The organism is Pseudoxanthomonas koreensis, assembly GCF_010093225.1.
GTDB classification, from domain to species: domain Bacteria; phylum Pseudomonadota; class Gammaproteobacteria; order Xanthomonadales; family Xanthomonadaceae; genus Pseudoxanthomonas; species Pseudoxanthomonas koreensis.
On the sequence record NZ_PDWM01000039.1, the window covers coordinates 1 to 19,996 of the forward strand.

18 protein-coding genes are annotated in these 19,996 nt (G+C 69.9%); 7 read left to right on the top strand and 11 right to left on the bottom strand.

Annotation, left to right across the window (positions count from 1 at the left end; translation table 11 throughout):
* Positions 1–80: 80 nt before the first annotated feature.
* A complete protein-coding gene (locus CSC64_RS11455) occupies positions 81–668 on the bottom strand; it encodes an N-acetylmuramoyl-L-alanine amidase (protein WP_162435458.1) in 588 nt (195 codons plus the stop codon).
* Positions 669–780: 112 nt separating this feature from the next.
* Between CSC64_RS11455 and CSC64_RS11460 the strand changes: the two genes are divergently transcribed.
* Together CSC64_RS11460 and rlmKL are read left to right on the top strand one after the other, a co-directional pair.
* Entirely contained in the window at positions 781–1,320 is a 540-nt protein-coding gene (locus CSC64_RS11460) for an alpha/beta hydrolase (RefSeq protein WP_162435459.1), read from the top strand.
* 68 nt (positions 1,321–1,388) lie between these two features.
* Positions 1,389–3,560, top strand: coding sequence for a bifunctional 23S rRNA (guanine(2069)-N(7))-methyltransferase RlmK/23S rRNA (guanine(2445)-N(2))-methyltransferase RlmL (gene rlmKL, locus CSC64_RS11465; RefSeq protein ID WP_162435460.1), 2,172 nt, complete (start codon positions 1,389–1,391; stop codon positions 3,558–3,560).
* Positions 3,561–3,585: 25 nt separating this feature from the next.
* On the opposite strand, the gene CSC64_RS11470 is transcribed toward rlmKL, so the two are convergent.
* The 5 genes from CSC64_RS11470 to aptA form a co-directional block, all read right to left on the bottom strand.
* Positions 3,586–4,437, bottom strand: a complete 852-nt coding sequence (locus CSC64_RS11470) for a cyclic di-GMP-binding domain-containing protein, MshE-related (RefSeq protein WP_162435461.1) — start codon at positions 4,435–4,437, stop codon at positions 3,586–3,588.
* 106 nt (positions 4,438–4,543) lie between these two features.
* On the bottom strand, positions 4,544–5,833 hold the full coding sequence (locus tag CSC64_RS11475; protein ID WP_238390024.1) for a DUF445 domain-containing protein: 1,290 nt from the start codon (positions 5,831–5,833) through the stop codon (positions 4,544–4,546).
* A 44-nt stretch (positions 5,834–5,877) separates the two neighbouring features.
* The gene (locus tag CSC64_RS11480) at positions 5,878–7,368 is read right to left on the bottom strand and encodes a CoA-acylating methylmalonate-semialdehyde dehydrogenase (protein ID WP_162435462.1); all 1,491 of its coding nucleotides are present in this window, start codon (positions 7,366–7,368) and stop codon (positions 5,878–5,880) included.
* A complete protein-coding gene (ald, locus tag CSC64_RS11485; RefSeq protein WP_162435463.1) occupies positions 7,365–8,483 on the bottom strand; it encodes an alanine dehydrogenase in 1,119 nt (372 codons plus the stop codon). Before ald ends, CSC64_RS11480 begins: the two co-directional genes overlap by 4 nt.
* A gap of 63 nt (positions 8,484–8,546) precedes the next feature.
* Positions 8,547–9,917: an omega-aminotransferase AptA gene (gene aptA / locus CSC64_RS11490; RefSeq protein WP_162435464.1), complete on the bottom strand. Its 1,371-nt coding sequence runs from the start codon at positions 9,915–9,917 to the stop codon at positions 8,547–8,549.
* A gap of 164 nt (positions 9,918–10,081) precedes the next feature.
* On the opposite strand from aptA, the gene CSC64_RS11495 reads away from it, so the two are divergent.
* Positions 10,082–10,630 carry a cupin domain-containing protein gene (locus tag CSC64_RS11495; RefSeq protein ID WP_162435465.1) on the top strand — a complete coding sequence of 183 codons (549 nt, stop codon included), beginning with the start codon at positions 10,082–10,084 and terminating at the stop codon, positions 10,628–10,630.
* A 26-nt stretch (positions 10,631–10,656) separates the two neighbouring features.
* A complete protein-coding gene (locus CSC64_RS11500) occupies positions 10,657–12,159 on the top strand; it encodes an aldehyde dehydrogenase (RefSeq protein ID WP_162435466.1) in 1,503 nt (500 codons plus the stop codon).
* A 122-nt stretch (positions 12,160–12,281) separates the two neighbouring features.
* On the opposite strand, the gene CSC64_RS11505 is transcribed toward CSC64_RS11500, so the two are convergent.
* From CSC64_RS11505 to CSC64_RS11525, 5 genes are all read right to left on the bottom strand, one after another.
* A complete protein-coding gene (locus CSC64_RS11505; protein WP_162435467.1) occupies positions 12,282–13,931 on the bottom strand; it encodes a DUF1254 domain-containing protein in 1,650 nt (549 codons plus the stop codon).
* 52 nt (positions 13,932–13,983) lie between these two features.
* Positions 13,984–14,733 (bottom strand): hypothetical protein, encoded by a 750-nt coding sequence (locus CSC64_RS11510; RefSeq protein WP_162435468.1) that lies wholly within the window; start codon positions 14,731–14,733, stop codon positions 13,984–13,986.
* A gap of 10 nt (positions 14,734–14,743) precedes the next feature.
* Positions 14,744–15,217 (bottom strand): phosphate-starvation-inducible PsiE family protein, encoded by a 474-nt coding sequence (locus CSC64_RS11515; RefSeq protein ID WP_162435469.1) that lies wholly within the window; start codon positions 15,215–15,217, stop codon positions 14,744–14,746.
* A 94-nt stretch (positions 15,218–15,311) separates the two neighbouring features.
* The gene (locus tag CSC64_RS11520; protein ID WP_162435470.1) at positions 15,312–17,693 is read right to left on the bottom strand and encodes an arylsulfatase; all 2,382 of its coding nucleotides are present in this window, start codon (positions 17,691–17,693) and stop codon (positions 15,312–15,314) included.
* A 182-nt stretch (positions 17,694–17,875) separates the two neighbouring features.
* Positions 17,876–18,334 (bottom strand): glycine zipper family protein, encoded by a 459-nt coding sequence (locus CSC64_RS11525; protein ID WP_162435471.1) that lies wholly within the window; start codon positions 18,332–18,334, stop codon positions 17,876–17,878.
* 253 nt (positions 18,335–18,587) lie between these two features.
* Here CSC64_RS11525 and CSC64_RS11530 point away from each other — a divergent pair, with 253 nt between their 5' ends.
* The 3 genes from CSC64_RS11530 (at position 18,588) to CSC64_RS11540 (ending at position 19,958) form a co-directional block, all read left to right on the top strand.
* Positions 18,588–19,085 (top strand): hypothetical protein, encoded by a 498-nt coding sequence (locus CSC64_RS11530; RefSeq protein WP_162435472.1) that lies wholly within the window; start codon positions 18,588–18,590, stop codon positions 19,083–19,085.
* A gap of 82 nt (positions 19,086–19,167) precedes the next feature.
* Entirely contained in the window at positions 19,168–19,677 is a 510-nt protein-coding gene (locus CSC64_RS11535; protein WP_162435473.1) for a hypothetical protein, read from the top strand.
* A gap of 26 nt (positions 19,678–19,703) precedes the next feature.
* The gene (locus tag CSC64_RS11540) at positions 19,704–19,958 is read left to right on the top strand and encodes a hypothetical protein (RefSeq protein WP_162435474.1); all 255 of its coding nucleotides are present in this window, start codon (positions 19,704–19,706) and stop codon (positions 19,956–19,958) included.
* Positions 19,959–19,996 lie beyond the last annotated feature (38 nt).

Sequence of the window (19,996 nt, forward strand, 5' to 3'; positions counted from 1 at the left end):
GAGCGGGCATGACCGCGACCGGGCGTCGGAACCATGACGCCGTCGCCTGTGCCGACGCCGGGTCGCGGTCATGCCCGCTCCTACAACAGCGGAAGGCGCTGCAGGGGGGTGTGGGCCAGCACCCGTGCCCACGGGAAGCGCGGGCCGGGGTCGAGCTTGCGCTGCACCAGCACGGCGGGGTCGTCGCTGGCGGGCACGCGTTCGCGGTCGAGGTCTTCGTGGCCGGCGATGTGGCGCAGCGAGGGCAGGGTGGCGGCCAGCGCCTGCAGCAGCGCGAGCAGCGCTTCGACCTGGGCGTCGGGATAGGGCTCGTCCATCGCCTGGTGGCGCGAATCCAGCCAGTGCGGCCAGCGCCCGGTGTTGACCAGTTCGATGCCGATCGCGCGCGCGTTGTGGCCGCGCACGTGGTGGGCGCTGCGGTCGTCGGGGACGTAACGCAGGATGCTGCCGTCGCGGTCGATGTAGTAGTGGCCGCTGTTGCCGGTGCCGCTGGGGTAGATCACGCGCTCGCCGTATTCGCGGGCGGTGGCCAGGTCGGGCAGTTCGGTGCAGTGGATGACGACCAGGTCGACCTGGTCCAGCGGCCGCGGTTCCAGCAGGGCCACGTAGGGCAGCGGGGCGTCGACGATGGACGGCGGGCGCGGGGCCGGCGGGGGCGGGGGTGACATGGCGCGAATGCTAGCATTCGCGCATGGATTCCCCGTCTCCAGTGCCCGCACCCGACAGCCCGCTGGGCAGACTCATGGCGACCCTGCCGCGCGGCGGACGGCTGGAGGCGCTGTGAGCCGCGGCCACTGCATCCTCTCGCACGGATTCGAGAGCGGGCCGGATGCGACCAAGGTGACCGCGCTGGCCGAGGCCGCCGAACGGCTGGGCTGGAGCACCGAGCGCCCCGACTACACCGACCTCGATGCGAAGCGCGATATCAGCAACGTCGGCGACGTGCCGGCGCGCCTGCAGCGGCTGCTGCGCATCGCCGGCGGTGCGGCCGCGCGAGGAGGCCCGGTGGTGCTGGCCGGTTCCAGCCTGGGCGCGTACATCTCGGCGATCGCCTCGCTGCAGGTGCCGACCCGCGCGCTGTTCCTGATGGTGCCGCCGACCCGGATGGGGCCGATGCCGGCGCTGGACGCGGCGCGCGTGCCGACCTCGGTGGTCCACGCCTGGCACGACGAGATCATCCCGGCCGCCGACGTGGTCGAGTGGGCACGGGCGCGTTCGGCGCGGCTGCTGTTGCTCGACGACAGCCACCGCCTGGCCGCGCACGTGGAGGCCACCGCGCAGGCGTTCGCCGAACTGCTCGAATCGCTGCCGTCGCACTGACCGTTCCCGTGCCGGGCCGCAAGGGGCCCGTCGCATCCTTACCCCCCGTTCCCGAGTCGATCCGATCCATGAAGTTCTTCGTCTCCTGCGCCAAGGGCCTGGAGTACCTGCTGGCCGACGAGCTGCAGGCGCTGGGCGCCACGCGCGCCACCGCGACCATCGCCGGCGCCAATGCCGAGGGCACGCTGGCCGACGCGCAGCGCGCGGTGCTGTGGTCGCGGCTGGCCAGCCGGGTGCTGTGGCCGCTGGACACGTTCGACTGCGCGGACGAGCAGGCGCTGTACGCCGGCGCCGCCGCGCTGCCGTGGCACGAACACCTGGCCGAAGGCGACACCGTGGCGGTGGACGCGCACGTGTCCGGCGATGCGATCACCCATGCGCGCTTCGCCGCGCAGCGGGTCAAGGACGCGGTGGTGGATGCGTTCCGCGCGCCGGGGCTGGAGCGGCCGTCGGTGGATGTCGAAGCGCCCGGGCTGCGCCTGAACCTGTCATTGCGCAAGGGCCGGGCGACGCTGTCGGTGGACCTGGGCGGCGGCCCGCTGCACCGGCGCGGCTGGCGAGCCGAACAGCGCGAGGCGCCGCTGAAGGAGAACCTGGCCGCAGCCGTGCTGCTGCGCGGCGGCTGGCCCGTGTTGTACGAGGCGGCCGAAGGCGGCGCGCTGCTCGACCCGATGTGCGGCAGCGGCACGCTGCTGATCGAAGGCGCGCTGATGGCGGCCGACGTGGCGCCGGGGCTGGGGCGGATGCAGGCGGCGATCGCTGAAGACGCGGACGCCCCGCTGCCGACGCGCTGGACCGGCTTCGACGTCGCGACCTGGAATACCCAGGTCGCCGACGCCCGCCACCGCGCGCGCGCCGGCCTGGCCGCGCTGCGCCCGGTCTTCCACGGCAGCGACCTGGACCGGCAGTCCATCGCCGCCGCGCGCGCCAATGCGCAGGCAGCCGGCGTCGCCGCCGCCATCGCCTTCGAAGTGCGCGACATCGATGAGTTGCCCGCGCCGCCGCAAGCGCGCGGCCTGGTCGTGTGCAATCCGCCCTACGACCAGCGCCTGGCCGCCGACGGCACGCTTTACCGCCGCCTGGGCGCGGCCCTGCAGCGCGCCGTGCCGGACTGGCGGGCAAGCCTGCTGTGCGGCGACGCCGCGCTGGCCCACGCCACCGGCCTGCGCGCGGCGAAGAAGTACCAGCTGTTCAACGGCGCGCTGGAATGCGCGCTGATCGTCTGCGACCCGGTGCGCCCGCCGCAGCGCGAAGCGGCCGCGCCGCGCGAACTGTCCGACGGCGCGAAGATGGTCGCCAACCGCCTGCAGCGCAACCTGCGCAAGCTGAAGAACTGGCGCAGCGGCGAGCAGGTGTCCTGCTTCCGTGCCTACGACGCCGACATCCCCGAATACGCCGCGGCCATCGACGTCTACGCCGAGGATGGCGGCGAACAGCGCACCTTCCTGCACGTGCAGGAGTACGCGCCGCCGGCGGAGATCCCCGACGCCGACGTGCGCCGCCGCCGCGCCGAACTGGTCGCCGCCGCGCGCGAGACTTTCGCCGTGCCACCGGAGCGCGTCGCGCTGAAGACCCGCGAACGCGGCAAGGGCGGGTCGAAGTACGGGAAGTACCAGCAGCAGGGCGAGCGCTTCGTCGTGCGGGAGAATGGCGCGCGGCTGTGGGTGAACCTGTTCGACTACCTCGACAGCGGCCTGTTCCTGGACCACCGCCCGCTGCGCCGGCAGATGGCGAAGGAGGCGAAGGGACGCCGCTTCCTAAACCTGTTCTGCTACACCGGCGTGGCCAGCGTGCAGGCGGCGGTGGCCGGCGCGGCCTCGACCACCAGCGTGGACCTGTCGGCGACCTACCTGCAGTGGTGCGCCGACAACCTGGCGCTCAACGGCCTGGGCGGTGAAGCGCACCGGCTGGTGCAGGGCGATGCGCTGGCCTGGCTTGAAGCCGAACGGGCGCGCTACGACGTGATCTTCTGCGACCCGCCTACCTTCTCGAATTCGGCCCGGGCCGACGACTTCGACGTGCAGCGCGAACACGTGCGCCTGCTGCGTGCGGCGATGGCGCGGCTGACCCCGGACGGGGTGCTGTACTTCTCCAACAACTTCCGCCGCTTCCGCCTCGACGCCGAAGCGGTGGCGCAGTTCGCCGAGTGCGAGGAGATCAGCGCGAAGACGATCCCGCCGGACTTCGAGCGCAACCTGCGCATCCACCGCGCCTGGCGGCTGCAGCAGTCGGTGGCCTGACGCCCGCGAAGGTGGCGGCCCGGGATCAGCCCGTGCCGAGCAGCAGCACGAACGGTCCGGCCTGCGCGTTCATCAGCACCGCCAGGCTGCGGTCCCGGTCAGTAGCCAGTGCGACGGCGGGCGTAGTGGTGTCGGGCGGCGCGGGCAGGTAGCGGCCATCGTCGGGCAGCACCTGGCGCAACGCGTAGCCGGCCAGCACGCTGGCGATCTCACCCAGCCCGTCCAGCGCCAGTGCATCGCCGCAGCGTTCCGGGCCGATGCGCAGGAAGGCGCGGGCCATCGCGTGCATCGTGTCGCGGTCGCAGGCCAGGCCGATGTACAGCGGCTGCTCGCCTTCGAGCTGCACATGCGCCACGCACGGGTAAGCGGACAGCGCTCCTGCATCGAGCAGGCCGGCGGCCTGGCACGGGCTGTCCAGCAGGCGCGGGAGCAGGCGCGCGCACAGCCCGATCACGCCGCTGGCGAACTCGGCCAGGGTGTGGTCGGCCACGCTGACCGCCAGCGCGTGGCTGGCCGCGTCCTGGTCGGCGTGGTGGGCGGCCAGCTCGGCCTGCAGCCGCGCCGGGTCCAGCGCGCCCTGTTCCACCAGCACTTCGCCGAACAGCTTGCGCGCGGCCTTCTGCCGCGCGAGCAGCGCCTCGACCTGGGCCGGCTCGAGCAGGCCCAGTTCCATGGCGATGTCGCCGAAGCGGCGGTCGTCGCTGCGCTGGCGCTCGTTGATGCGCTGCGCCTGGGCGGCGTCGAGCAGGCCCTCGCGCACCGCCAGCTCGCCCAGCAGCAGGTTGGAAGCGCGCTGCGCGGCGGTGGCCGCCTGCAACTGCTCCGCCGTGATCACGCCGCGTTCCAGCAGGAACTGGCCCAGGAATTTGACTGGCATCGGTCGTTGTCCCCCTGACCGGATCATAGCGGCGGTGCAGTGGCGGGTGCGCCGGATTACGTGCTTCGCGTCACAGGCTGGCGTCCCCGCCGCCTCGCGCGGCCGCTCAGGCCGGCGCGCGCTCCAGCAGCACGATCACCGCGTGCAGCACCAGCCCGATCAGGCCGCCGACCAGGGTGCCGTTGAAGCGGATGTACTGCAGGTCGCGGCCCACGCTCAGTTCCAGCTGTTCGACCAGGTGGCGCTCGTCCCAACCCTTGACCGTCTGCGCGATGTAGTCGGTGACGCCGCCGCGCAGGCGCAGGGCCAGCTTTTCGGCGCCGCCCATCACGTGCTGGTTGATCGCCTCGCGCAGGGCCGGGTCGCGACCGAGCGCTTCGCCCAGGCTTTCCAGCGAGCGCTGCAGGTGGCCGGCCAGCGCGCCGTGCTCGCGCTCCAGGTCCTGGCGCAGCGCGGCGTGGATCTGGTCCCACAGGCCGCGCACGTAGTCCTGCACGCTGGGATGGTCGACCAGCTGCTGCTTGATCTGCGCCACGCGCGTGGCCAGCTCCGGGTCCGAGCGCAGGCGCTGGATGTAACCGCGCAGCCAGCGTTCGTAGTCGCGCCGGATCGGGTGCCTGGGCTGCGACAGGATGTCGTTGAGTTCGTCGAGCACGGCGCGGGCGATGCGTTCGGCGAGGTCGTCGGCGATGCCTTCCACCGGCTTGATCCAGTTGACCGTGCCGACCAGCCGCGGCCACTCGCGGCGCGCGTGCTTGACCAGCAGGGCCGAGGCGCGCTGCTTCACCGCTTCGCCGTCGAGGTAGCGCGACAGGCGCTTGAGGGCTTCGTCCAGCAGCTGCTGGTGGCGGCCGTCGGCGGTGAGCAGGCCGAGCACCTCGCCGGCGGGGGCGGCCGCGTCCCAGGCCTGCAGGCGGGCGACCACGAAGCGCTGGATGGCCTCGCGCACGGCGCGCTCGTCGCGCAGGTCCAGCGCCTGCAGCGCCCAGCCGCGTGCCAGTTGCGCCAGCCGCCGCGACTGCTCGGGGCGGGACAGCCACTCGCCCAGCTTCGCCGCGGGATCGAACACTTCCAGCCGGGCGAGCAGGGTCTGCGGTTCGAGGAAATGGTCGCGCACGAACGCGGCCAGGCTGTCGGCGATGCGGTGCTTGCTGCGCGGGATGATCGCGGTGTGCGGGATCGGCAGGCCCAGCGGGTGGCGGAACAGGGCGACCACGGCGAACCAGGCGGCCAGCGCGCCGACCGTGGCCGCTTCGCAGAACGCCGACACCCAGGCCCACACGCCCAGGTTGCCCATGGCGTGGGCGAGGACGAAGCCGCACAGCATCGCCAGCAGCATCGCCAGGGCGATGGCCTTCATGCGGCGCAGCTGGGCGCGGCGCGGATCCTCGGTCATGCCAGGCAGTGTAGCGAGGCCGCCATGCAGGCCGCATCGCGGCTTCAGCGCATGGTGGGCATCACGAACTCGGCACCCGCCGCGCCCTCGGGCCACCGCGCCGTCACCGTCTTGAGCCGCGTGTAGAACCGCACCCCGTCCGGCCCGTGCATGTGCAGCGGGCCGAACAGCGAGCGCTTCCAGCCGCCGAAGCTGTGGAAGGCCATCGGCACCGGGATCGGCACGTTGATCCCGACCATGCCGGCCTGCACCCGCCGCGCGAACTCGCGCGCCGCGCCGCCGCTGCGGGTGAACACCGCGGTGCCGTTGCCGTACTCGTGCGCGTCCACCAGCGCCAGCGCCGCCTCGAAGTCCGGCACCCGGACCACGCACAGCACCGGTCCGAAGATCTCCTCGCGGTAGATGCGCATCTCCGGGGCGACATGGTCGAACAGGCTGCCGCCGAGGAAGAAGCCGTCGCGCCCCACGCATCCGTGCGCGCGCCCGTCGATCACCAGCCGCGCGCCTTCGGCCACGCCCAGGTCGATGTAACCACGCACGCGCTCGCGGTGCGCCGCGTCGACCAGCGGCCCCATGTCGGCATCGTCCAGGCCCGGCGCGATGCGCAGCGCCGCCACCTTCGGCGCCAGCGCGGCGACCAGCGCGTCGGCGGTGGCGTCGCCCACGCACACCGCCACCGAGATCGCCATGCAGCGTTCGCCGGCCGAACCGTAGCCGGCGCCGAGCAGGGCGTCGGCGGCCAGGCCGATGTCGGCGTCGGGCAGCACCACCGCGTGGTTCTTGGCGCCACCCAGCGCCTGCACGCGCTTGCCGGCCGCGCTGCCGCGCTCGTACAGGTAGCGGGCCACCGGGGTGGAGCCGACGAAGGACAGCGCCTGCACGCGTTCGTCGTCGAGCAGCGCATCCACCGCTTCGCGGCCGCCGTGGACCACGTTGAACATGCCGTCGGGCAGGCCGGCCTCGACCAGCAGCGCGGCCAGGTGCAGCGCCGCCGACGGCACCTTCTCCGACGGCTTGAGCACGAAGGCATTGCCGCAGGCCAGCGCCACCGGCGCCATCCACAACGGCACCATGACCGGGAAGTTGAACGGGGTGACGCCGGCGACCACGCCCAGCGGCGCGCGTTCGCTCCAGCTGTCCACGCCGCGGCCGACCTCGGCCGAGTGCTCGCCCTTGAGCAGGTGCGGGATGCCGCTGGCGAACTCGATCACCTCCATGCCGCGGGTGACCTCGCCGCGCGCGTCGGACAGGGTCTTGCCGTGTTCGGAGGTGATCGTGCGAGCCAGCGCGTCGGCGTCGCGCTCGACCAGCGCGCGCAGGCGGAACATCACCCGTGCGCGCTGCAGCGGCGGTGTCGCCGCCCAGGCCGGGAAGGCGGCGTGGGCGGCGTCCACGGCGGCACGGACTTCGGCGGCGTCGGCCAGCGGGACGCGGGCGCTGACCTGGCCGGTGGCCGGGTCGTACACGTCGCCGTGGCGGCTGTCGCCGCCCGGGCGTTCGCGGCCACCGACGTGGTGGTGGAGCTGACGGGTCACTGCCCCAGCGCCTCGCTCGCCGGGGTGAACGGCAGGTTCAAGGCATCGGCCACCGCGCGGTAGGTCAGTTTCCCGGCATGCACGTTCAACCCGTTGCGCAGGTTCGGATCGTCCAGCAGGGCCTGCGCCACGCCCTTGTCGGCCAGCGCGAGCGCGTGCGGCAGGGTGGCGTTGGTCAGGGCGAAGGTGGAGGTGCGGGCGACGCCGCCGGGCATGTTGGCCACGCAGTAATGGATGATGCCGTCGACCTCGTAGGTCGGCTCCTGGTGCGTGGTCGGGCGGCTGGTCTCGAAGCAGCCGCCCTGGTCGATGGCCACGTCCACCAGCACCGAACCGGGGCGCATCGACTTGAGCTGTCCGCGCGAGACCAGCTTGGGCGCGGCCGCGCCGGGGATCAGCACCGCGCCGATCACCAGGTCGGTGTAGGGCAGGCGGTCCTCGATCGCGTCGCGGCTGGAATAGATCGTGGTCAGGCGGTCGCCGTAGAGCTCGTCGATGTACTTCAGCCGGTCCAGCGAACGGTCCAGCAGGGTCACGTGCGCGCCCAGACCCATCGCCATGCGCGCCGCGTTGAGGCCGACGGTGCCGGCGCCGATCACCATCACCTCGGCCGGTTTCACCCCCGGCACGCCGCCGAGCAGGATGCCCGAACCGCCCTGCGCCTTTTCCAGCGCGTGCGCGCCGGCCTGGATCGACATGCGCCCGGCGACCTCGCTCATCGGCGCCAGCAACGGCAGGCCGCCGCGGTCGTCGGTGACGGTCTCGTAGGCGATGGCGGTGCAGCCGGAAGCCAGCAGCGCGGCGGTCTGTTCCGGGTCCGGCGCCAGGTGCAGGTAGGCGTACAGCAGCTGGCCGGGGCGCAGCAGCGCGGTTTCCGAGGGCTGCGGTTCCTTGACCTTGATGATCATCTCGGCGCGCGCATAGACCTCCCCGGCGCTGTCGACGATCCGCGCGCCGGCGGCCTCGTAGACCTCGTTGGCCAGGCCGATGCCGGCGCCCGCATCGCGCTGCACCAGCACCTGGTGGCCGCGCGCCGACAGCTCGCGCGCGCCGCTGGCGGTGAGGCCGACGCGGTACTCGTGGTTCTTTATTTCCTTGGGAACGCCGATCAGCATGGTGGATCTCCGGGATGGGTGTCTGCGGCGTGGGGGCGTTTCTTGTTCTTCAAGTGGAACAGGTCAAAGGCTGGAAAGCACCTCGCCGAGCATGGAGAAGATGTCGTCCATGTGCTGCCGTTCCACGATCAGCGGCGGCGACAGCGCGACCGTGTCGCCGGTGACGCGGACCAGCAGCCCCTTGCGGAAGGCACGCTCCAATATCTGGTAGCCGCGTGCGCCGGGCTTGCCGGCTTCGGGCGCCAGTTCGACCGCGCCGATCAGGCCGTAGTTGCGGATGTCGATGACGTTCGGGCGGTCGCGCAGCGCGTGCAGGCCTTCCTGCCAGTATTCCTCCAGCTCCAGCGCGCGGGTCAGCAGGCCTTCCTCTTCGTAGGTGTCCAGCGTGGCCAATGCGGCGGCGCAGGCCAGCGGGTGGCCGGTGTAGGTGTAGCCGTGGAACAGGTCGATGGCGCTGTCCGCGCCCTGCATGAAGCCCTGGTGGATCTTCTCGGAAACGAACACCGCGCCCATCGGCACGCAGCCGGAGGTCAGGCCCTTGGCGGTGGTCATCATGTCGGGAATGACGCCGAAGCGCTGCGCGGCGAACGGTGCGCCGACGCGGCCGAAGCCGGTGATCACCTCGTCGAAGATCAGCAGGATGCCGTACCTGTCGCAGATCTCGCGGATCCGCTGCAGGTAGCCCGGCGCCGGCAGGATCACTCCGGCCGAACCGGAGATCGGCTCGATGATCACCGCCGCGATGGTCGAAGCGTCGTGCAGCTGCACCAGCCGCTCCAGGTCCTCGGCCAGCTCCACGCCGTGCGCCGGCAGGCCGCGCGAGAACGCGTTGCGTTCGATGTCCAACGTGTGCCGCAGGTGGTCCACCGCCGGCAGGCCGGGACCGAACCACTTGCGGTTGTTCGGCAACCCGCCCACCGAAATGCCGCCGAAGCCGACGCCGTGGTAGGCCTTCTCGCGCCCGATCAGGCGGATGCGCTGGCCCTCACCGCGGGCGCGGTGGTAGGCCAGGGCGATCTTCAGCGCGGTGTCCACCGACTCGGAGCCGGAGTTGGTATAGAACACGTGGTCCAGCGGCCGCGGCGCGATCGCCTTGAGCCGCTCGGCCAGCACGAACGGCAGCGGCGAGCCCATCTGGAAGTTGGGCGCGAAGTCGAGCGTGGCCACCTGCCTGGCCACCGCTTCCACGATCCGCGGCCGCGCATGGCCGGCGTTGCAGCACCACAGCCCGGCGGCGCCGTCGAGGACCTGGCGGCCATCGACGTCGCGGTAGTACATGCCTTCGGCGCTGGCCAGCAGGCGCGGACTGTCGCGGAACTGGCGGTTGGCGGTGAACGGCATCCAGAACGCGTCCATGGCCGCCGGCGCGGACAGGTTCTGCGCGGCGTAGTGTTCGGCCAGGGCGCTGCGGAGGGCGTCGTCGGGGTGGTTCATGGGCGCTCCGGGGCAGGGGCGGCACCGGGACCTGCCGGCCGGGCGCCGTTCGATAAATTCAACGCTGCGGCCGAGTCTACGCCAAAAATTGACCCGGTCGAGGGTGCATGTAAAGTATCCGGCAACACGCCGGGCCGGCTGCCGGGCGGGAGTGGAACGAGGCGATGGACATCGGCGCACGCCTGCAGCGGGTACGCACGGCCCGGGGCCTGAGCCAGCGCGAGCTGGCCCGCCGCGTGGGCGTCACCAACAGCACCATCTCGCTGATCGAGCAGAACAAGGTCAGCCCGTCGGTGGGCTCGCTGAAGAAGGTGCTCGACGGGATCCCGGTCTCGCTGGCCGACTTCTTCACCCTGGACCTGGATCCGGGTCCGCCGGAGCAGCCGTTCTACGCGGCCGACGAACTGCCGGACGTGGGCAACAACGACATCCACTACTACCTGGTCGGCCAGCACCGCCCGCAGCGGCAGATGTGCATCCTGCGCGAGGTGATGCCGCCGGGCAGCGACACCGGCGAGGCGATGATCGAGCACGAAGGCGAGGAGGGCGGGGTGGTCGTCGCCGGCCGGGTCGAGGTGACGGTCGGCAGCCAGGTGCGCGTGCTCGGCGCGGGCGAGGCCTACTACTTCGAAAGCCGGGTACCGCACCGCTTCCGCAACGTCGGCGACGAGGACGCGGTGATCGTCAGCGCCAACACGCCGGCGACGTTCTGAAATCCAACCCTGGCCGGAGCCTCCGCATGAGCACCCCACGCACCCGCGCCGACTGGCAGGCCATGGCCGATGGCCTCTCGTTGCGCACGCAGGCTTTCATCGACGGTCGTTACGTCGACGCCGCCGACGGCCGCAGCTTCGACTGCGTCAGCCCCATCGACGGCCGTGTGCTCGGCCAGGTCGCGCGCTGCGGGCATGCCGACATCGACCGCGCGGTGCGCGCGGCGCGGCGCAGCTTCGAGGGCGGCGCCTGGTCACAGGAGCGGCCGGCCAAGCGCAAGAAGGTCCTGCAGAAGCTGGTGGCGCTGATCGAGCGGCACGCCGACGAACTGGCGCTGCTGGAATCGCTGGACATGGGCAAGCCCATCGATGACGCGGTGAACGTCGACCTGGCCGCGACGATCCGCTGCTTCGCCTGGACCGCCGAGGCGCTGGACAAGGTCTACGGCGAGGTCGCGCCCACCGGCAACGACGAGCTGGGCCTGGTCACCCGCGAGCCGCTGGGCGTGGTCGGCGCGATCGTGCCGTGGAACTTCCCGCTGCTGATGGCCGCGTGGAAGATCGCGCCGGCGCTGGCCACCGGCAATTCGGTGGTGCTCAAGCCCTCGGAGAAGTCGCCGCTGAGCGTGCTGCGCCTGGCCGAACTGGTCGCCGAGGCCGGCATTCCCGACGGCGTGTTCAATGTGGTGCCCGGCTACGGCCAGGAAGCGGGCGAGCCGCTGGCGCTGCACATGGACGTGGACGGCCTGGTGTTCACCGGTTCCACCGCGGTCGGCAAGCGCCTGCTGCAGTGCGCCGGCCTGTCCAACATGAAGCGCGCCTACATGGAGTGCGGCGGCAAGAGTCCGAATGTCGTCTTCGCCGACGCGCCGGACCTGGACAAGGCCGCGGCGGCGGCGGCGAGCGGCATCTTCTACAACCAGGGCGAGGTCTGCACCGCCGCCTCGCGGCTGCTGGTGGAGCGATCGATCAAGGACGCGTTCGTCGCCCGCGTGATCGAGGCCGGCCGGAAGATGCAGCCGCGCCACCCGCTGGAACCCGGCGCGCCGATGGGCGCGATGGTGGACGAGGGGCAGACCAGGCGGGTGCTGGACTACATCGCGAAAGGCCAGGCCGAAGGCGCGCGGCTGGCGCTGGGCGGCCAGCGCGCCACGACCGTCGAAGGCGGTTGCTACGTCGAACCGACCGTGTTCGACGAGGTGCGCCCCGAGCACACCATCTCGCGCGAGGAGATCTTCGGCCCGGTGCTGTCGGTGATCCCGTTCGACGACGAGGCCCAGGCGCTGCGCATCGCCAACGACACCGAGTACGGCCTGGCCGCCGGCGTGTGGACGTCGAACCTGTCACGTGCGCATCGGGTCGCCCGCGGCCTGCGCGCCGGCAGCGTCTGGGTCAACTACTGGGATGGCGGCGACATGACCGCCCCGTTCGGTGGCTACAAGCAGTCCGGCAACGGCCGCGACAAGTCGCTGCATGCCTTCGACAAGTACACCGAGATGAAGGCGACCTGGATCAACCTGGGCGATTGAGGGACAGGCTCCTGCCCGAAGCGGACATCCGCCCTAGGCCGACCCGGGCCGGGCGGACCGGTGTCATCCGCATGGCCCGGGCAGTCCGGCGCAGGGGCTGGAATGCCGGCGACACGCTTCCGTCAATCGACCCGTTCGAATTCTCCAGGCCGCCAGCTCTTGTCGAACCAGGGTTCGAGCGGACCATACAGCCGGAACAACGTGTACCAGGCCTTGCCGGGCACGGTCTGGATCCAGTTCGCCTCCTTGCCGGGCGGTGCCGTCGGACCGAAATAGAGGTCGACCGAACCGTCGGCATTGACCAGCAACGCATCGCGCTTGTTGTTCTTGCTCGGGAACGTCTGTGACGTCTGCAGCTGCGAACGGGTCTGCGGGTCGTACACCACCACCGACCAGAAGTCCTTGGCCGGGACATTGGCCGGGATGTTCAGCTTGTAGTTCTTGGCACCGTCGAGATAGTCGCCGTTCCTGTCCGTGACCGCATACGCGTATTGCGAGCCGGCGCCTACCATCTTCAACGTCATGGCCGGCGTGTTGACCGTGGCCTGGTAGAAGAACAGGGTGCGCGCGTCCAGGTTGCGGCCACCCCGGCCTTCGTTCGCCAGCCACTCGTAGCTGCCGCCCACGAAGGCGCTCTTCCACGCGCTGTCGCTGTCCGGGTATATCCGGGCGTCCGCAGCGCGCGGACGGAAACTGATCGCGCGCGCCGTGGCGTTGCCGATGGCGACCGCCTCGGTCAGGATCTTCCTCATCCGCTCATCCGGCGCGAAGGGCTTGCCCTTCTCGATGCCGATGGCGGCAAAGGTGCCGCGCAACTCGGGGTCGAACGTCGACACCGGCTCGCGTTCGATCACGGTGTGCAGTTCTTCGTAGAAGTCGAAGTTGTTGGCGTGGACGGTGTTGAAGAACTTCCGCGAACCGTTGCGGAACTCCATTTCCGGCGGGTTCGCCTTGCTCGCGAGCGGGTACACCTTCAGGCCGTTGCGGAACATCGCCGATGCGGCGTCCGGCTTCCCGTCCACCAGGAAGCCGCGCAGGATCAGCCAGTTGGCGTAGCTCGTGGACCTGGAGACGAAGTACTTCTCGCCATCGACGACCGCTTCCATGCCGCCCACCGGCGGTTCGAGGTCGCCCGCGTAGTCCGGCGGCAGGACCAGGTACTTGCCGCCCTTGCCGCGGTCCGGACCCGGACCGCCCATGTCGGTGACGAAGCGGAAGTACGCGTCGTTGACGGTGCCGGGGCCCGAGCCCGCCGGAATCTCCACGACGGTCGGTCCGTCCTTCTGCAGGTCGAGGAACACCGAGCAGTAGACGGTATCGGTATTGCCGGTCAGCATCAGCGGCGCCGAGTCCAGCAGGTCGTCGAAGATCAGGGCCTGGTTCGACGTGGTCAGCCCCTGTTCCACATGGGCCAGGCGCAGGCCTTCGATGGAGGTGGCCGGGATGCCGTTGAGGAACGTCTCCACGCCGCGCATCAGGTCGAGGTTGTCGTACAGCGTATCGACCGTCGCCGCATCCGGCATGCCGTCGAAGAACCGCAGCGTGCCGAGCCGGGTTTCGACCGTGTCCGGCGTCATGATCTTCTCGGGGATCCGGAAGTTGAAGCCGGGCGTCCTGTCCTGCGCAGCGTCGGTCCCCGTGGCGGCGGTCGCGACCTGCGCCGGGGCCGCGTCGCCGGCCTTCTGCTCCGGTTGATTCCTGGAGCAGGCAGTCAGTGCGGCGCCCAGCGAAAGCAGCAGGACCAGCGCCGATCTCGTATTTCCAGCTTTCATCCGATTCATCCTTTCTTGCCGTAACTGGATCCTGGGCAGGTGCCCGCCGTGATCAGAACCTGAAGCCGTAGCCGACAGCCGGCCCGCTCAGGTCGAGTGCGATTTCGCTGTTGCGGTTGGCGAGGTCGGCTTCCATGTACCGGTAGCCGAACAGCCAGGCGCCGTTTCCCGTGCGATAACTGGTCATCAGCGATGCGCTCCAGGTGCCATCGGTCTCGCCGACCGAGCCGTCGCCGCGCGCCACCAGGTTCCAGCGATCCGACAGCGGCCATGCATAGCGGGCGCCGAACAGGAAGTCGAGGTAGCTGTCCCCCGCGTCCAGCGTGTGCGGCTGCAGGGCGGGATTGTCCGGAAGGAAGCGGGTGGTGAGGTCGAGGTCGATGTAACGCACGCCGCCGTACAGGTCCAGCCCGGTATCGCGCTGGCCGCCGATGCGCACGGAGAAGGCCGCATCGAACAGGCGCGCGTCCAGGTCGGTGCTGGTGTGCATGAACCGGCGCTGGTGGCTGTCCGCCAGTCCCAGGTAGATGAAGTCGGCGAACGCGCCGAAGCGCCCGTTGCGTCCTTCCACGCGCCCCATGAACACCCCGTCGAGCTTGTCGACGATGTCGGAGAACGACATGTCGCTGTCGGCCTGCGTGGGGGGGCTGAAGGTCCGCATGTCGGTGCCGATGCTGGCCACCCATACATACGGTTCGACCATCCATTCCCAGTCGTCGGCCTCGGCCGCGTGCGAGGCGAACGGTGTTGCCTGGACGGACAGGGCGATGGCGAAGGCCGCCAGACGGGTTTTCGAACTCACGCGACTTCTCCTATGGGCTTGCGCCGTGTTCGTCATTGGCTGCGCCGCGCTTGCCGCGGGCGCTCTTGCGGATCAGGAAGTAGCCGGTCGTCAGCGCCAGGGTCAATGCGGCGATGCCGGCCAGCGTGGTGCCGTCGGTGGCCTGGAGATCGATCTCCAGGATGTGCCGGCCCACCGCGATCATCGCCACGATCAGGACGATTTCCAGCCGTACGTGCTGCTCGTGGACGTAGGCTCGCACCGTTTCGATCAGCTCCAGTCCGATCAGGATGAGCAGGATGCCGGCGAATCCGTGCTGCATCGCGTGCTGGAGCTCGCCCACCGAATCGATCGCGACGATCCTGTCCCCCAGGCGCCGGACCAGCAGGTAGAACAGGTCCAGCAGGCCGATCGCGATCAGGATCATCAACAGGACCTGCACGCCGGTCAGCACTCCCCGGGCGAAGAGCCGATTGGCGCGTTCGCTTGGCCACAGGTCGCTCATCCGCATCGTCCTCCCGGTGATCCGTACCTTCCATCCCGCCTTGCCGGCGGGCGTTTGCTGCGCCGTCCCGTTTCCAGCGAACGGCGGAGCGTCCTCACTTCAGGTACTGGACGTCGAGGCTGTCGATCTTGCCGTTGAACACGAACGGTTTGCGGTCGAAGTACGCCAGCGACACCGGCGAGTAGCTGTCGCGCCCCACGTCGAAGGCGTCGTTCGCGGTGAAGGCGAGCGGTGCGGAGCGCGGTACCCGGCCCTGCGCCACCGCCTTGCCATTGACGCGGACCTCCACGTTCATCGGGGCCGAATGCCCGGTACCGTCCTTGCGGGTCTCCACTTCGATCTTCACCTTGCCCGTCGGCAGCGGCGCGCTCGACGCCAGGTGGGTGCGCTCGACCTCGAACAGGTTGTACTCGTAGTTCAGCTTGCCCTGGTCGACCCAGAGCGCGACGCCGCCGGAGAACGCGCCCAGCGCATACAGCACGCCCTGCGAATCCGGCTTGAGTTCGGTCTCGATGGTGACCACGTTGCTGCGCGCGCCGACCTTCGGTGCGGCGAACTCCGGGACGCCGACCACTTCCTGGGTGTAGCGGAAGGAGGTCGCCGGATTGGACGGCGCATCTTCCGGATGGAACACGGCCGACCACAGCCCGCCGCCGACCGGCCAGACCTTGTTCGCCTCGGCCGCGGTGGCGAACCCGGCCTTCAGCGTCTGCACCCGGTCCGGATGGGCCGCGGCCACGTCCCTGGACTGCGAGTAGTCGTTGTGCAGATCGTGCAGCTCCCATGCGTCCTGGTCGGGCGACCACTGGAAGATGGCGGGATCGACGCCCGCTTTCCACGGGATGCGCGGCCCGAATACCGAGGCGATCCAGCCGTCCTGGTAGAACGCGCGGCTGCCCATGACTTCGAAGTACTGGCTCTTCTTGCGCCCCGGCGCCTTGGCCGAATCGAAGGTGTAGGCCAGGCTCACCCCGTCCAGCGGGTCCTGGCTGATGCCGTCGACCAGCTTGGGCGGGGTGATGTCGAGCACGTCGTAGATCGTCGGAACGATGTCGTTGACGTGGTGGAACTGCGAACGCGGCGTCCTGTCGGGCTTGATCCTGTCCGGCCAGGAAACCACCAGCGGCGTGCGGGTGCCTCCGAAGTGCGCGGCCACCAGCTTGGTCGAGCGGTGCGGAGTGGAGCCCGCCCAGGCCCAGCCGGCGTGGTACATGTTGTCCGCCTTCGGCGAACCGAGCACCTGCATGCCGCCCAGTTCGTCCATCGTGCGGATGTGGTCCTTGATCTCCGTGGCGATGCCGTTCTGCGCCAGCAGTTCGCTGATCGATCCGTTCTGGCCTTCGGCGCTGGAGCCGTTGTCGCCCCACACGTAGAAGATCAGGGTGTTGTCGCGGATGCCCATCTCTTCGAGCGCGTCGATGAGACGTCCTGCCTGCACGTCGGCGTGCTCGGTGTAGCCGGCGAACACTTCCATCAGGCGCCGCTGGAACGGCTTTTCGTCCTCCGGGATGTCCTGCCACGCGGCCAGGGTGTCCGGACGCGGCGTCAGCTCGGTGTCCTTCGGGATCCAGCCGAGCTTCTTCTGCCGCGCGAAGACGTCTTCGCGCATCCGGTCCCAGCCGGCGTCGAACTTGCCCGCGTAGCGGTCGGCCCAGTCGTTGAAGATGTGGTGCGGGCCGTGCGCGGCGCCCGGAGCCCAGTAGACGAAGAACGGCCGGTCCGGCGTGAGCGCGCGCACCTGCTTCATCCACGACACGGCCTTGTCGGTCATGTCCTCGGTGAAGTGGTAGCCCTCCTTGCCGTGCGAGGGATCGAGGCGGATCGTGTTCTCCACGACCGCCGGTTCCCACTGCGAGGATTCGCCGGCAAGGAAACCGTAGAAGTAGTCGAAGCCGATGCCTTCGCCGGCCGGCCAGTTGGTGTACGGACCGACCGCGGTGGTTTCGTTGGCCGGCGTGTTGTGCCACTTGCCGAACGCCGCGGTGGCATAGCCGTAGTAGCCGAGCACCTTGGCCGCGGTGGCCGAAGTGCGCGGGATGCGGCCGGTGTAGCCGTCCCAGTCGTTGGCCAGCTCCGCGATCTGTCCGTTGCCGACCCGATGGTGGTTGCGGCCGGTCAACAGGGCCGCGCGGGTGGGCGAACACATGGCCGCATTGTGGAAGCGGTTGTAGGACACGCCTTCCCCGGCCAGGCGGCTCAGGGTGGGTGTGTCGATCACCCCGCCGAAGGTCCCGGGCAGCGCCGGCCCCACGTCGTCGAGCATGATCACCACGATGTTCGGTGCATTGGCGGGCAGGCGTGAGGTGGCCGGCAACGGGCTGTACTGTGACTGGGCGATGGTGGGGCCCGCCTTGCTTCCCGAAGCCTTCGCCGGGAAGGGCAGGGATTCCTGTGCCCATGCCGGTGCCGACAACACCAGTGCGCCGATGGCCACGGCGAGCGAACGGATTTTCAGCGGGCGGCTTGCGGGCTTCATACGATCCTCAGTGGTAATGACGCTGGACGGTCCCTTCACCGGCCATGCGGCGGATGGTTCGCTACCCGGCGGCTTTCCGGCAGGCGGGCGCTGCGCACGGCACCATGTGCGGCTGGCGAGCCCGAATGTCTGTCCGTGCTCCGGACAACCGCGATGCCGGTGCTTCGCTCGGCACGACCCGGTCAGTCGACGGTGTATCCGCGCCCCTGCATGCATGCCGCATAGGCGTGGTAGTAGGTTTCGGTCTGCTGCTGCTGGGCTGCCTGCGCGTGCTGGGCCTGCGCGGCCTGGTTGTGCCTGGCCCGGGCGCCGCCGGCGAGTACGCCGGCCGCGGCTCCCACTCCGGCGCCTTTGCTCGAGTCGCCGTCGGCCAGTTCGCCGATCACCGCGCCGCCGGCCGCCCCGCGCGCGGCGCCGCGCAGGCGTTCGCCATGCGGCCCTGCCTGCGGGGGCGGGGCCGCCGCGATCGCCGCAGGATCGATGCCGGTGTTCTGTTTGGCCCATGCCAGGCACTGCGCATCGTCCGTGGCCTGCTGTTCCGCGGACTGGTTCTTGGCCGGATAGGCACTCGGCTTCTGCGCCAGGGCGACGAGCGGCGTCGCGACCAGCACGATGATCCACGCGAACTTGGTCTTCGTCATGTCTTCCTCCATCCAGGAGTAGATGCGGGACCCGGCGCATGGCTCCCTGCCAGTGGCCGCATCGGACGGAGCGACCATAGGGCCCGCCCGTGGCCCGCGACATTGCCCCTTGGGGTAGCTGTAACCGACCGTCCTTTCCGGTATACACCGACGCGATCGCGGCCGCGAACTCGGCGCTTGAGACGCACTACTGCGCACTGCGGGAGCGTTGCGGCGAATTTTCCTGAATACGTACCTGATCCGGAGCTCATGGATGAAGAAGAAGTTCGCAGTGCTGCTGATGGCCACGCTCCTGTCTTCGACCGCCCAGGCCAGGCAACCGGCACCGCCGAATGCGGACGATGAACCCCTGTATGCCGGCATGCGCCTGTTGCAGGCACAGACCGCCGAGGAAAAGCGTGCGTTCGTCGCGGCGCAGCTCCAGCTCGATGAAACCCAGGCACCCAGATTCTGGCCGGTGTTCGAGGAGCACCAGGAGGCGTTGTCCGCGCTGAACCAGCGGCGCCTGGAAAACATCCTGGCCTATGCACGCGCGTGGAACGACGACAGCCTCGATGACAGCCGGGCGGCCGAGCTCGCCGAACAGGCGCTGTCCATCGAGGAAGACGAGACCGCCCTGCTCAAGCACACCTACCACAAGCTCAAGCGGGTCGTGCCGGCGTCGAAGGCTGTCAGCTATCTTCAGCTGGAGAGCAAGATCAGGGCAGTGGTCCGTTACGAGCAGGCTGTGAGCGTGCCGCTGTTGCCGTGATCGCCGGCGCTGACCGGGTTTTCCATCGGCCCTCCGCATACGCACGGGTACGCCGGCCTGGCGACGCGGCACCGGGGGCCGGATGACGGGCATAGACATGGTCCCGTTCTGGCTGGTCTTCCTCTGCAGCGTCGCGATCGTGCTGGTGCCGATGGAGCTCGGACATCGGCTGGGCGTGTGCAGGCGCCTGCGTCGCGGCAAGGAGCGGGAGAATGCGACGTCGGTCATCACCACCGGACTGGTCAGCCTCAATTCGTTCTTCCTTGCCTTCATCTTCGGCATGGCGGCCGACCGCTACGAGGACCGGCAGGCGCTGGTGCGGGAAGACGCCGCAGTGATCCGGATAGCGTTCTTCCGCGCCGGGATCCTGCCGCAGGCCGACCGGGTCCGTGCCCAGGCGTTGCTGCGCGAATATCTGGAAGAGCGGGTCCAGGCCGTGGCCAGTGGCGACGTCGAAGCCGACCCCTGTTGCAGGAGCGCGCCCGGCTGCAGGCCATCCAGTACCAACTGTGGTCCGACGCCGCGTACGTCCGCAGCGATGAAGAGGACGACGGCGTCCTGGCCGCGTACCGCGATGCGCTGGACAACCTGATCGCCGTCGACGTCCGGCGCTGGTCGGTGGGTTACCAGTCGCGCCTGCCAGGCGGAGTCTGGCTCCTGCTGGGCGCGCTCAGTACGTTCGGCATGCTCGGCATAGGCTTTCTGGTGGGCAACTCCGGCTCCACGCGCTCGACCCTCACCCCGGTACTGGCATTCGCCTTCGCCACGGTAATCACCTTGATCGCGGTGCTGGACCGCCCGGACGGCCACGTTGCCATCTCGCAGCAACCCCTGCTCGATCTGCGGGCCTACCTGGCCACGCATGGCGATTGACCGACGGCCGTGACCGTCGTCTTCGTCACCCGCGGGTG